Here is a 14,584-nt window from a genome sequence, read left to right as displayed (position 1 = left end):
TAAATAAAAAGATATTTATTCTTAGGGGGCTTATAAAAATGCTAAAGAATAAAATAAATGAATTAGCTAGGGAAGTAAGAAAAGAAGGACTATTTAGTGATGCTTTTGAAATGGTGTCAAAGAAAAGAGTATATAAATTTAAGGATATAAAAGAGAGAATTAAAATAATGATTTATTTTATTATAGCTTTTATAATTATAGCTTTTATTAACAGTTTCTAGATAAGATTGGAGGTGTATTTGAATTAGATATTTAGCTATCTAATTCAATAAAAATATGAGTTTAGACGTAAAAGAGGAGGCTTTAAAGCTTCATGAAGAAAAAAAAGGAAAATTAGAGATAATTGGAACTATGCCAGTAGAAACTCCAAGGGATTTATCTTTAGCATATACTCCAGGAATAGCGGCTCCTTGTTTAGAAATATCTAATGATAAGGAAAAAGCATATAAATATACTATCAAAGGAAAAACAGTAGCTGTAATAACTAATGGTACAGCAGTTCTAGGTCTTGGTGATATAGGACCTGAGGCTGGATTGCCAGTGGTTGAAGGTAAAGCATTATTACTTAAAAGATTTGGAGGAGTAAATGCAGTACCTATTAGTATAGATAGCAAGGACCCTGATGATATAGTAAATACAATTAAAAATATATCACCAGGATTTGGAGGAATTCATCTTGAGGATATAAAAGCTCCAGAATGTTTTTATATTGAAGACAAGCTAAAAGAAAAATTAAATATTCCAGTATATCATGATGATCAACATGGAACTTCTATTGCTGTATTAGCAGGTTTATATAATTCATTGAAAATATTAAAAAAAGATATGAAGGATATAAAAGTAGTTATTAATGGGGCAGGGGCATCAGGAATTGCAATAGCCAAGCTGCTGATAAAAGTAGGAGTTAAAGAAATAATCTTATGCGATTTACAGGGAGCACTGGTTGAAGGAGATACTTCATTAAACAAGGCACAACAAGAAATTGCTAAATTAACTAATAGAAATTTTGAAAAAGGGAAATTAGAAGATGTAATTAAGAATAAAGATGTATTTATTGGGGTTTCTGATGGTAATCTATTAACTAAGGAAATGGTTAAGAGTATGAATAAAGATAGTATAGTTTTTGCATTAGCCAATCCAGTACCAGAAATAATGCCACAGGAAGCTAAAAAAGGTGGAGCAAGAATAATAGCTACAGGAAGATCTGATTTTCCAAATCAAATTAATAATGTACTAGTATTTCCTGGAATATTTAAGGGTGCTTTAAATATTGGAGCTACAGATATATGTGATGATATGAAAATTGCAGCGGCCAAAGGTCTTGCAAATTTAATAAAAGATAATGATTTAAATGAAGAATATATAATACCTAGTGTTTTTGAAGATGGAGTTTCTGATGCAGTTGCCAATGAAGTTATGGAAACAGCAAAAAATCTTAAGTTAATTAGGTAAAGTAGAAAAAATTATAAATTTGACATTGTAAAATTTATATGATAATCTTATATCACAAAATTAAATGTAAGTTGTCGTATTACCGGCGGAAGTGGAGTTTACCACAAGGGAGTACGATAAGGAAGAATTGCCGACCGCCTGGGCTGAAATGTCCAGGTGGTCTTTTGTTTTGCAAAAAATTAATAAATAAGGAGGATTTTTTATGAAAAATGAATGGATAGGATTTGAAAAGGGAATATGGACAGAGGAAGTAAATGTAAGAGACTTTATTCAAAAAAATTATACTCCCTATTACGGAGATGAGAAGTTTTTATGCAAAGCTACTGAAAGAACTAATAGACTGTGGAAAAAAATTGAGAAACTTTTAATAGAAGAAATAGAAAAAGGTATTTTAGATGTAGATATCAAGACAATTTCAGGTATAGATAAATTTAAACCAGGTTATATAGATAAAAAAGATGAAATAATTGTAGGATTGCAAACTGATGCACCACTTAAGAGAATGATAAATCCTTTTGGCGGCATAAGAATGGTGGAACAAGCCCTAAGAGAATATGGTTACGAAATGGATGCAGAAGTACATAAGATTTTTACGGAATATAGAAAAACTCACAACCAAGGTGTATTTGATGCTTATACAGAAGAAATTAGAGTTGCAAGATCGGCGGGGCTTTTGACTGGATTGCCAGATGCATATGGAAGAGGAAGAATAATAGGAGATTTTAGAAGAATAGCTCTTTATGGTATAGACTTTTTAATTGGAGAAAAGGAAAAAGATTTATCCAAGATAAAAGGATTAATGTTAGAAGAAAATATACGATTAAGAGAAGAAGTAAGAGAACAAATTAGAGCTCTTAATGAAATGAAGAATATGGCATTAAGTTATGGAATAGATATAGCTAATCCTGCTAAAAATGCTAAAGAAGCTATACAATTTATATACTTTGGATATCTTGCAGGTATAAAAGAAAATAATGGTGCGGCTATGTCTCTTGGTAGAAATAGCACTTTTATAGATATATATATAGAAAGGGACTTAAAAAATGGAGTTATTACAGAAGAGGAAGCACAGGAATTAATAGATCAATTTGTAATAAAATTAAGGATAGAAAGACATTTAAGAACTCCAGAATATAACGAACTATTTGCTGGGGATCCTAATTGGGTTACAGAAGCAATAGGTGGAATGAGTAGAAATGGCGAAACACTAGTGACTAAAACTTCCTATAGATTTATACATACACTAACAAATTTAAATCCAGCCCCAGAACCTAATATAACAATTTTATGGTCAGAAAAATTACCAGAAGCTTTTAAAAAATATTGCAGTAAAATGTCAATAAAGACAGATTCACTACAATATGAAAATGACGATATAATGCGTCCTATATATGGAGATGATTATGGAATAGCTTGTTGTGTATCAGCTATGAAAATAGGAAAACAAATGCAATTTTTTGGAGCAAGATGTAATTTAGCAAAGGCTTTATTATATGCTATAAATGGTGGAATAGATGAGAAAAAGAAAACACTAGTGGTCCCTAATATAAAAAAGTTAAATGATGAAGTATTAGATTATAATAAGGTCAAAGAAAATTACTTTAAAGTTTTAGAATATGTGGCAAATTTATATATAAATTCATTAAATATAATACATTACATGCATGATAAATATGCTTATGAAGCTGGATTAATGGCCCTTCATGATACTGATGTTCATAGATTTTTAGCTTGTGGTGTAGCAGGATTGTCTGTAGTAGCAGATTCTTTAAGTGCAATTAAATATGCAAAGGTTAAACCTATAATAAAAGATGGTATAGCAGTGGATTTTGAAGTGGAAGGTGAATTCCCTAAGTATGGAAATGATGATGATAGAGTTGATGATATTGCAATAGAAGTAGTTGAAAGATTTATAAAAGAACTTAGAAAAACCCCTGCCTATAGAAATGCAGAACATACACTATCTGTTCTTACTATAACTTCAAATGTTATGTATGGTAAAAAAACTGGTTCTACTCCAGATGGAAGAAAAGCAGGAGAAGCATTGGCGCCGGGAGCTAATCCAATGCATGGAAGGGATGAAAATGGGGCTTTAGCTTCGTTAAACTCTGTGGCGAAAATACCTTATGTAGGAATTTGTCAAGATGGCGTTTCTAATACTTTTTCTATAGTACCAGAGGCTTTAGGGAAAGAAGATTATGAAAGGAGAAACAATTTAATAAATATATTAGACGGATATTTTGGCCAAGGAGCTCATCACTTAAATGTAAATGTACTAAATAGAGAAACTCTTATAGATGCAATGGAAAATCCGCATAATTATCCGACTTTAACTATAAGAGTATCTGGATACGCTGTTAATTTTGTAAAACTTACAAGAGAACAACAATTAGAGGTTATAAAGAGAACATTCCATGAAAAAATGTAGATTTAGGGGATGAATATTATGATAAAAGGAAGAATTCACTCCATAGAAAGCATGGGACTAGTAGATGGACCTGGAATAAGAACGGTAGTGTTTTTTCAAGGATGTAATTTAAGGTGTGTATACTGTCATAATCCTGATACTTGGAATTTAAATGGGGGAGAACAAGTTACAGTAGAAGAATTATTTAAAAAAGTAATAAGGTATAAACCATATTTTCAAAGATCAGGTGGGGGAATTACTTGCTCAGGTGGAGAACCCCTTATACAAGGAGAGTTTTTATTAGAATTTTTAAAGCGTTGTAAGGAAAATGGTATACACACAGTTTTAGATACTTCTGGTGTAGCTAAAGGAAATCATGAAGAAATATTAAAATATGTGGACTTAGTAATATTAGATATAAAACATCACAAAGAAGAAGAGTATAAAAACATTACAGGTAAAGATATTAAATGTTTTTATGATTTCCTTGAAAAGCTAAATAAATCTAATACAGAAGTATGGTGTAGACAAGTTATAGTTCCAGGAATAAATGACACTAAAGAAAATATGGAGGGACTAAATAGATTTTTAACTAAGATAAAAAATGTAAAGAAGGTAGAGCTATTGCCTTATCATAGTTTAGGTGTAAATAAATATAAAGAGCTAGGATTAGAATATAATTTGAAACATCTGGATTCTATGGATAAAGATATTTGTGAAAAATTACGACATTCAGTAGAAATTTAGAGGTTAAGTAGTATATAAGAGGAAAACTGTATAAATAAATAGAACTATCATTCTATTTCAATAAGAGCATAATCGTTTACATATTTGAATATATTTAAAGTTTGAAATAATCAAAGAAAAATTATAACATATATATATGTAGCTATATAAAAATATACAAATTCATAATTTGGTAGAGATTAAGAGAACCATATAAAAATACTTTAAATAGTGTTTTTATGTGGTTTTTTTGTCTATTATGCCCAATACATAAAAACATAGGGGGATGAATATGGAACGATATATTATGGTATTAGATCAAGGAAGTACAAGATGTAAATGTATATTATTTAATAAAAAGGGTGAAACCATAGGAGAAAGTTCAAGAGATGTAGAACCTATATATCCTAAATTAGGATGGGTAGAATATAATCCTGTTAATATATGGGCAAGTCAATTTTCTGCAATTACAGAATTATTAGCAAAACACAATATTTCAATAGAAAAGATAGCATCTGTTGGAATTACAAACCAAAGGGAAACTATAGTAGTATGGGATAAAAGGACAGGAATTCCGGTGTATAATGCCATTGCATGGCAATGTAGAAGAACGGTACAAATCAGCGAAGAACTTAATAAAAGAGGATATGGTGAAGTCATAAAAGAAAAAACAGGATTAGTACTAGATCCTTATTTTTCAGCTACTAAAATAAAATGGATATTAGACAATGTAGAGGGAGCTAGAGAGGAAGCAGAAAAAGGCAATTTAGCTTTTGGAACTATGGATTCTTGGCTTATATGGAATCTAACAAAAGGAGAGAAACATATAACTGACTATAGCAATGCTTCAAGAACTATGCTGTTTAATATTCATACACTACAATGGGATAAGGAACTTTTAGAGATTTTTCAAATACCTAAATCTATTTTACCTGAGGTATTACCATCAAGTCATGTTTATGGTTATACAGATAGTATTTTATTTGGAAAGGAGATTGCTATAGGAGGAATAGCAGGAGACCAAAACGCATCTCTTTTTGGACAAACTGCTTTCGAAGAAGGGTCAGCTAAAAATACCTATGGTACTGGATGTTTTATGCTTATGAATACAGGAAATAAACCTATAAATTCACAAAAAGGTCTTATAACAACTATAGCTTGGGGATTAGATGGAGAAATTACTTACGCTTTAGAAGGTTCAGTTTTTATGGCTGGAGAAGGTATAAATTGGATTAAAGATAATTTAAGAATGATAGACTCATTGGACAGTGCTGAAAAATATGCATTGGCAGTAGAGAATACTAATAATGTGTATATGGTACCAGCCTTTGGAGGGTTAGGAGCACCTTATTGGGACCCAGAAGCCAGAGGCATAGTGATAGGAATTACAAGGGGAACTAAGAAGGAACATTTTATAAGAGCAGTTATTGAATCATTGGCATATCAAAGCTATGATGTTTTAAAAGCTATGGAAGAAGATTCTGGTATAGTTTTAAAGAAATTGAGAGTAGATGGTCAATATTCTACCAATAATTTTTTAATGCAATTTCAATCGGATATATTAGATTGTAAAGTTGAAAAGCCTAAAAATATTTTAAATACAGCAGGATTAGGTGCAGCATACTTTGCAGGATTAGCTGTGGGATTTTGGGAAAATAAAGAAGAAATTCTAAAGAACAATGGCATAGAGAAAGAATTTGAAAGTAGTATTGATGATAAAAAAAGAAAAGTTCTTATAGATGGATGGAAAGAAGCTATAAAGAGAACAATATAAAAAGTGTTAAAAACCTATGTATTAATAAGCATAGGTTTTTATATTTGATTGAAATAATGAGATTTTACAAAAAGTACATATAAACAATTATAAATAGTATTTTAAAAGTGGTATAATCTATTATAATGAATATCATTAAAGCAATAAAATTTAAAGATGGAGGAAAAATATGTTTAATAAAAATAAAAAGGACCCTAACTATGACGATAAAAAATTTAAATATATTATTTATTATGTAATTGCTGTAACTATAGTAGTATATTTAATTAATGCTTATGTTGTTAGAACTCAAACTAAAAATATAAAATATACAAATTTTATAAATATGGTAACGGAACAACAAGTAAAAGAAGTAAAATTTGCTAAAGACAAAATTATAATATATCCAAAAGAAAATACAAAATTTAATGAGAAAATATTATATACAGGTAGATTGGGCAATGAAGAACAATTATTAGAAAAATTGGATAAAGCAAAAATTCCATATGACTCTATAATTCCTGATCAAGATAGTCCATTAAAAAATTTCATAGTAAATTGGTTATTACTATTTGTTATATTTATGGCTTTAGGACGCATTTTCTTCTCAAAACTTAGTAAAAAAATGGGAAGTGGAGTAATGTCCTTTGGCAAAAATAATGCTAAAATATACGGTGAAAGTGAAACAGGAGTTACTTTTAAAGATGTAGCAGGTCAAGAAGAAGCAAAAGAATCTTTAATGGAAATAGTAGATTTCTTACATAATTCAGATAAATATACAGGTATAGGTGCAAAACTCCCTAAAGGAGCTTTATTAGTAGGCCCTCCAGGAACAGGTAAGACTTTACTTGCAAAGGCAGTGGCAGGAGAAGCCAAGGTACCATTTTTTTCGATATCCGGCTCAAGCTTTGTTGAAATGTTTGTAGGTATGGGAGCTGCAAGAGTTAGAGATTTATTTGAACAGGCTCAAGAAAAAGCGCCATGTATAATTTTTATAGATGAGATAGATGCTATAGGAAAAAGCAGAGAGGGAAATGTTTCAGGAAATGATGAAAGAGAACAAACTTTAAATCAACTCTTAGCAGAAATGGATGGCTTTGATTCTTCTAAAGGTGTTGTAATTTTGGCAGCTACTAATAGACCAGAAGTGTTGGATAAAGCATTATTAAGACCAGGAAGATTTGATAGGAGAGTTATTGTAGATAGACCAGATTTAAAAGGAAGGGAAGAAATATTAAAGGTTCATGCTAAAGAAGTAAAAATGGATGAAAATGTGAATTTAACAGCTATAGCTAAATCTACACCTGGAGCTGTAGGTGCTGACTTAGCAAATATTATAAATGAGGCAGCATTAAGAGCTGTAAAAATGAATAGAGATAAAGTTTTCCAAGAAGATTTAGAAGAAGCTGTTGAAGTAATAATAGCAGGAAAAGAGAAGAAAGATAGGATAATGTCACCAGAGGAAAAGAAAATAGTAGCTTTCCATGAGGTTGGGCATGCTTTAGTTGCAGCTCTTTTACCTAATACAGATCCAGTCCATAAAATAACTATAGTTCCAAGAACTATGGGAGCATTAGGATATACTATGCAATTACCTGATTCAGAAAAGTATTTGATTTCTAAAGAAGAAATGCTTGACAAGATATGTGTAATGTTAGGAGGAAGAGCAGCAGAAGAAGTTAAATTTAATAGAATATCTACAGGAGCATCTAATGATATAGAAAAAGCTACAGAAACTGCAAGAAATATGGTTACTATATATGGAATGTCTGAAAGATTTGATATGATGGGATTAGAATCTATAAGTAACAGGTATTTAGATGGAAGACCTATTAGAAATTGCAGTAATGAAACATCAGCTATTATAGATGAAGAAGTTTTAAAAATAATAAAAAATTCACATGATAAGTCTATAAAATTGTTAGAAGAAAATAAAGATCTTCTAGAAAAAATAGCACAAACACTTTTAGAAAAAGAGACTATAACTGGTGAAGAATTTATGAAAATGGTAGAAGAAGAAGCTATAGAAACTGAAAATTTGGAAACTGTTGTCCAGGAGCCATAGACATAAAACAAAATATAATCATTAGGTTGGTGATAAGATGGATGATTTAGATTTGAATAAAGAAATTCAAAAGGAGTTAGAATTTAATTTTGAAAAAGAAAAATTAAAAGAAACCATAAAAATAATCAATCAAGAAATTTTGAACTATTTGAATCAAAGGAAACAAACTATTAATTATATAACAGAATATAGAAAAAATTTTCTTGATGAATATAAAGATGATGAAGATGAGATAGTGGAATATTTTGATCATGAAAAATTTCTTATAGAGGAAGAGTTTAAATTTATTGATAAAAGACTTAAAGAACTTACAGTATTATCGTCTAGTCCTTACTTTGGGAAAGTTATATTTAAGGATGATGAAGTAGAAGAAACAATATATATAGGGAGATTTGGACTTACTTTAAAAAATTCTTATACGCCTTTAATAGTAGATTGGAGAGCACCAATATCTGCATTGTTTTACTCTGGAAATATTGGCAAAGTGTCTTATAATGCTCCCATAGGGAAAATAGAAACTGAGGTATCTTTAAAAAGGCAATTAATAATAAAAAAAGCAAGACTATTAGGGATATTTGATACAGAACTAAATGTAAAAGATGATATATTGCAAATGGTATTAAGTAGCAATACGGCAGATAAACTCAAAGATATAATTATGACAATACAAGAAGAACAAGATAATTTAATAAGACAACCTAGAAACAAAACTATAATAGTAGATGGTGTAGCAGGTAGCGGTAAAACAACTATAGCTTTACATAGAGTAGCTTATTTACTATACAATTATAGAGAAGTTTTACAGGATAAAGTATTAATATTAGGACCTAATGATATATTTATAGATTATATATCTATGGTATTACCAAGCCTTGGAGAAGTAGGGGTAAAACAAACTACTTTCAGAGAGTTTGCATTAAGTTTATTAGGTATAGAAAATATAATGAGCTTTAGAGATTATATGGAAAATATGACTAATGGCGATGAATCCTTCATACAAGATATAATATATAAAAACTCTATTAAATATATAGATAAATTAGATGAATTTATAGAAAACATAGAAAAATATTATTTTAAAATACAAGACATTAAGTTTTACGATGAAGTTATCATGAGTAAAAATGAAATAGAAGAAATGTTGTTTAAAGATTTTAAATTTATGCCTTTATTTAAAAGAAGCAATAGAATAAAAAGAGTTATTTATTCTAGAATTAAGGATTGCAGAGATGCTAAAGTTAGGGAAATACAAAAAAAATATGAAAAAGAGCTTAATAACATGACTCTAGAAGAAAAAAATTTACATGGAACAAGATTAGAGTTTGAAAGAAGAATCAATATAAGAGAAGTAATATCTGAGGTAATTAGAAGAAAAAAAGAACTTTTCTGGTTAAACAATCCTAATGTTTTAGAGCTATATAATAAATTTAATGAAAACAAAGAACTTACACAGGACGATTTAGCTCCAATTTTATATTTAAGAATAAAACTAGAAGGTATTAAATATCCTAAGGATGTTAAACATGTAGTTATAGATGAAGCACAAGATTACAGTGCATTACAATTTAAGGTTATAAAAGAGTTAACAGGATGTTCATCTATGACTGTTTTAGGCGATAAGAATCAAAGGCTTATACCATATAGTGAAGACATAGCTATGGAAAATCTACATAAATATTTAGATCTTAAAGATATGGAATATTTCAAGTTAGATAAAAGTTACAGATCAACTCAAGAAATAATGAAATATGCTAATAAATATTTAAAAGATGATTTTATAGTTCCATTAGTAAGAAGTGGAGAAAAGGTTATAGAAAAGGAAGTAAAAACTTATAAAGAATTAAAAGAAGAAATACTGAAAAGTATAAATGTATTTAGAGAAAAAGGATATGAAAGTATAGCTATAATATGCAAAAATTCTATGGAAGTTAATAAAATAAATGATATGCTAAAGGATAGTATATATATAAAAACTATTAACAGGGAGGATATTCTATACACCTCTGGTGAAAGTGTAGTTCCTTCATATTTTGCAAAGGGGTTAGAATTTGATGCAGTAATATTAATAGACAGTAATATTAAGGATGAAAACTATGAAAAAATTATGTATGTTATGTCAACTAGAGCATTGCATGAACTAAAAGTTTACAAAATAAAGGAATCTGTGTAAAAAGCAGATTCCTTTATTTTACTAGGAATTTTTATAATTGAGTATTCTCTGTATAACGGCATTAGAGATATCATCCACTATGTTAAAATCTATATTATTTATATAAAATTCTTCTAAATCATCATGTAATTTTTTACAGCTAGAAAGAATATTTAATGCCTCATTTAACATAAAGTGAAAGTTTTCTTTATCTTGTTTTATGGAATCTCTATAAAAATCTATATTATTATCTAATAAATCATTTGTATTAATTTGTAACCCACTAAAGTCTTTATTGTTTATTTCATTAGAAGTTAATATAGCTGTATTTATTTCTGGTAGAATCAAATGTTCTATTTTATTTGGGATTAAAGGGTGATGTAAAATTTCTATTGTCATACCTCTGATTAAAGCTTCTGTTTGTATATAAGTTAATATTTCACTTTTACCTGTACCAGGACCACCTTTTAATATATATATATTTTCACAATCTGAATAAAGTGTATCTATATAAGATATAACTCCGTTAGGAGTAAATGCTGTAGAAAATAGATGTCTATTAAAGGGAACAAATTTGCTATAATCTGTATAGTTTTTAAAAATCATATTTTTTAATTCTAATTTTAAGGCATTTAGTGGCATATTATTTACATGTTCTTTATTTCTATAACTCCAGTTATCATGTATGGATTTACTAGCATTTAAATAAGAAAAAGCCCTTTTAAAAGTACTTGAAATATCTTTGTTAACTTTTATTATTTCATCTTTATGAGAATGCAGTTTATCTTTATCTAAAGAAACACCAAAATCAATTATTTCATCCAGAGCTCCTGGATATAAAGGATCTTGCATATGAGGGCTAGTTCCGTCAATTAAAGCTATATTCAAATATTTTATATTTAAGGCATCTAAAGATTCATTATCGGAAGAGCAATGAAAGTACTCTAAAGTATAATCTTCTGAATTAAATAAATCTGCTATTTTTTTCATTAAATAAGATTTACCTGTACCAGGACCACCTTTTATATAAAAAATTCTATTTGCTCTGTCTACTGGAAGTATATATTTAAATAGAGAGTAAAAACCATTAGCGGAATTACTTCCAGGAAAGAAATGCCTTTCATTAGTCATTGAATCACACTCCTTAAGTTTTAAATGTATTATGTGTAATATAATAAGAAATTATATATGAGTAAAATCTCTGTCTACTGTTATTATAGTATTATATGAGGCATGAATTTTTTTGATATCTTCAGATATATCTTTTTTTAAGTTTTCTTGTAGTTCATTAGTAAAAGGTACTGAATAATCTATAACTATATCAAATATTAAATTTTTAACCTCACCAGATCCAACTACTCTGAAATCATGAAAGGATTTTATAGTTGGATATTTTAATAAAATTTTCTCCACTTCCTTTTGTAAACTATTAACTTCTTTATTATCTGTATTTATAGGATCCATGTGTATAACCAATTCTAAGTTTAATTTTTCGGATATTTCTTTTTCAGCTCTATCTATTACCTCATGTATATCAACAACAGGTAAATTATCAGGAACTTCTGCATGGAGAGATGCAAGACATCTTCCAGGACCATAATTGTGAACTATTAAATCATGAACTCCAGTTATATAAGGATATTTTAATATTTCATCTATTATATTTTTTACCAACTTAGGGTCTGGTGCTTCACCTAAAAGAGGATTTAATGTTTCTTTTATTAGAGTATATCCGGAATACATTATAAATAAAGAAACAATTATTCCAATGTAACCATCTATGGGTAATGAAATCCACTTTGATAAAACTAAAGATAAAGCAACACAGCTTGAAGTAATTACGTCACTTAATGCATCAAAAGATGAAGCTTGTAGAGCCGAAGAATTAATAGAATCTCCTATGTATTTATTAAATCTACTAAGCCATATTTTTATAAGTATAGATAATATTATAAGGATAAAGGGTATTAATTGAAAATTGATTGCTACAGGATTAACTATTCTATTATAAGATGTTTTTACAAATTCAAATCCTACTAACATGACCATAAAAGAAACTATTAATGCTGATATATATTCTATTCTTCCATGTCCAAAAGGGTGTTCTTTATCAGCAGGTTTTGAAGATAATTTAAAGCCTATTAAGGTTATTACAGAAGAGGCCACATCAGATAAATTATTAAAAGCATCTGCAGTAACAGAAATACTATTAGAAATTATACCAACTAATATTTTTATAATAAATAAAAGGGTATTGGAAATTATACCAACTATACTTCCAAGAAATCCATAGGAATTTCTAACTTTTTTATCTTCTATGTTTTTAAAATCTTTAATAAAAGTTTTAACAAGAAATTTAGATATCATTATAAAAACCTCACTTAAAATTTATTTTACAGGTTAATTATGATATATTTGATGAAAGAAATCAATTATGATAGTCTTTAAATATAAAATTATTAGGAGGAATAAGTAATGGAAGTTCATAATGCAAAAGATCTTTTAGATTTTATATATAAAAGTCCTACAGCATTTCACGTTGTAAATAATGTAGAAAAAATCTTGTTATCTCAAGGTTTTACAGAATTAAAGGAATATGAAAAATGGCATTTACAAAGGGAAGGTAAATATTTTATTAAAAAAAATAATTCTGCATTTATAGCTTTTGTTATAGGAAAAGAAAAAATTAGTGACAATGGATTTAAAATTATAGGTGCTCATACAGATTTCCCTTGTTTTAAAGTAAAGCCTTATGGTGAAGTTTTAGATAAAGATAAATATTTAAGATTAAATACAGAAGTTTATGGGGGACCTATATTAAATACCTGGATGGATAGACCTCTATCTATAGCTGGAAGAATAACTTTAAAAGGAGATAATCTTTTAGAACCGAAAGAAAAGTTTATAAATATAAATAAACCTTTATTTATAATTCCCAATTTAGCTATACATATGAATAAAAGTGTAAATAAAGGAATAGAACTAAATCCCCAAAAAGATATTCTTCCTTTAATGACAGTAGAAGGAGAAGATTTGAGGGAGGGAATATTAGAAGAAATTATAAAAAAAGAATTAAATTTAGATAATGAAAAAATTATAAGTTATGAATTGTCCTTATATGAATTTGATAAAGGCACTTTAATGGGACTAAATAATGAATTTATTTCTAGCTCTAGATTAGATAATTTAGCTATGGTTCATGCGGGACTCAAAGCCATATTAAATTCTAAAGTGTCTAAAGCTACCAATGCACTAGTTTGTTTTGATAATGAGGAAGTTGGAAGTTCTACTAAGCAAGGAGCAGATTCACCATTATTATCAAATATATTAGAAAGAATCGTAGAAAAAGAAGAAAAGGGTAGGGAAGCATACTTTAGAGCATTATCAAGATCCTTTTTAATATCAGCGGATTTAGCTCATGCAGTACATCCTTCATCTCCGGAAAAAGCAGATCCTATTAATAAACCAATGATAAATAAAGGACCAGTAATAAAAGTAAGCGAAAGACAAAGTTATACATCTGATGCTATATCTTCTGCAATATATAAACAAATATGTGAAAAAGCTAATGTTCCTTATCAAATATTTACTAATAGATCTGATGAAAGGGGAGGATCTACTATAGGACCTATATCATCTACACATTTAAATATAAATTCTGTAGATATAGGAAGTCCTATATTAGCTATGCATTCTATAAGAGAATTTGGTGGAGTTAAAGATCATTATTATATAACTAAATCTTTTGAAGAATTTTACAACTTATAGTTTAATTATGTTGAAATAACATGTTTTATATGATACACTAGTTTAAACAAATTTAATAATTATTTTACTCAGGGTAGAGGAGCTATAATTAAGAGTACTTATCTTAAACTGCCAAGTAATGATAGATAGGAAAAGGAATTATAGCCGAAGAAAATAGAGGGGCAATCTATTTTCTGGCTTTGCATAAAATATGTGTAAAGCTGTCACTTTAAAAAGTGTTGAGCTACAGAGGTCAGTAAGTTGAAAATATTGCAGCTATGATTG

At 28.6% G+C, this 14,584-nt stretch carries 10 protein-coding genes and 2 riboswitches; of the genes, 8 read left to right on the top strand and 2 right to left on the bottom strand.

Translation table 11 applies throughout. The features are described from left to right. Positions 1-38: 38 nt before the first annotated feature. The 7 genes from CKV72_RS10530 (at position 39) to CKV72_RS10500 (ending at position 10,573) form a co-directional block, all read left to right on the top strand. Entirely contained in the window at positions 39-221 is a 183-nt protein-coding gene (locus CKV72_RS10530) for a hypothetical protein (protein ID WP_089863358.1), read from the top strand. A gap of 55 nt (positions 222-276) precedes the next feature. Continuing rightward, positions 277-1,452 carry an NAD(P)-dependent malic enzyme gene (locus tag CKV72_RS10525; RefSeq protein WP_095178228.1) on the top strand — a complete coding sequence of 392 codons (1,176 nt, stop codon included), beginning with the start codon at positions 277-279 and terminating at the stop codon, positions 1,450-1,452. Positions 1,453-1,520: 68 nt separating this feature from the next. Continuing rightward, positions 1,521-1,603: riboswitch (ZMP/ZTP riboswitch) on the top strand. Between the two features lie 51 nt (positions 1,604-1,654). Then, positions 1,655-3,880 carry a formate C-acetyltransferase gene (gene pflB, locus CKV72_RS10520; protein WP_095178227.1) on the top strand — a complete coding sequence of 742 codons (2,226 nt, stop codon included), beginning with the start codon at positions 1,655-1,657 and terminating at the stop codon, positions 3,878-3,880. Between the two features lie 18 nt (positions 3,881-3,898). Then, the gene (gene pflA / locus CKV72_RS10515; RefSeq protein WP_095178226.1) at positions 3,899-4,606 is read left to right on the top strand and encodes a pyruvate formate-lyase-activating protein; all 708 of its coding nucleotides are present in this window, start codon (positions 3,899-3,901) and stop codon (positions 4,604-4,606) included. Between the two features lie 271 nt (positions 4,607-4,877). After that, positions 4,878-6,359, top strand: coding sequence for a glycerol kinase GlpK (glpK, locus tag CKV72_RS10510; protein WP_095178225.1), 1,482 nt, complete (start codon positions 4,878-4,880; stop codon positions 6,357-6,359). A 169-nt stretch (positions 6,360-6,528) separates the two neighbouring features. Continuing rightward, entirely contained in the window at positions 6,529-8,403 is a 1,875-nt protein-coding gene (gene ftsH, locus CKV72_RS10505) for an ATP-dependent zinc metalloprotease FtsH (protein WP_089863368.1), read from the top strand. Between the two features lie 37 nt (positions 8,404-8,440). After that, positions 8,441-10,573 (top strand): HelD family protein, encoded by a 2,133-nt coding sequence (locus tag CKV72_RS10500; protein WP_095178224.1) that lies wholly within the window; start codon positions 8,441-8,443, stop codon positions 10,571-10,573. A gap of 21 nt (positions 10,574-10,594) precedes the next feature. Here the strand turns inward: CKV72_RS10500 and CKV72_RS10495 are convergent, their stop codons facing one another. Beyond that, a complete protein-coding gene (locus CKV72_RS10495) occupies positions 10,595-11,683 on the bottom strand; it encodes a PRK06851 family protein (RefSeq protein ID WP_095178223.1) in 1,089 nt (362 codons plus the stop codon). 51 nt (positions 11,684-11,734) lie between these two features. Further along, a complete protein-coding gene (locus tag CKV72_RS10490) occupies positions 11,735-12,919 on the bottom strand; it encodes a cation diffusion facilitator family transporter (RefSeq protein ID WP_095178222.1) in 1,185 nt (394 codons plus the stop codon). Positions 12,920-13,027: 108 nt separating this feature from the next. Here CKV72_RS10490 and CKV72_RS10485 point away from each other — a divergent pair, with 108 nt between their 5' ends. Then, on the top strand, positions 13,028-14,320 hold the full coding sequence (locus tag CKV72_RS10485; protein ID WP_095178221.1) for a M18 family aminopeptidase: 1,293 nt from the start codon (positions 13,028-13,030) through the stop codon (positions 14,318-14,320). A 66-nt stretch (positions 14,321-14,386) separates the two neighbouring features. Further along, positions 14,387-14,554: riboswitch (Lysine riboswitch) on the top strand. The last annotated feature ends 30 nt before the right edge of the window (positions 14,555-14,584 follow it).

The organism is Clostridium cochlearium, from assembly GCF_900187165.1.
GTDB classification, from domain to species: domain Bacteria; phylum Bacillota; class Clostridia; order Clostridiales; family Clostridiaceae; genus Clostridium_G; species Clostridium_G cochlearium.
Note: the sequence above shows the minus strand (reverse complement) of the source record. Positions and strands in the feature narration are given on the sequence as shown.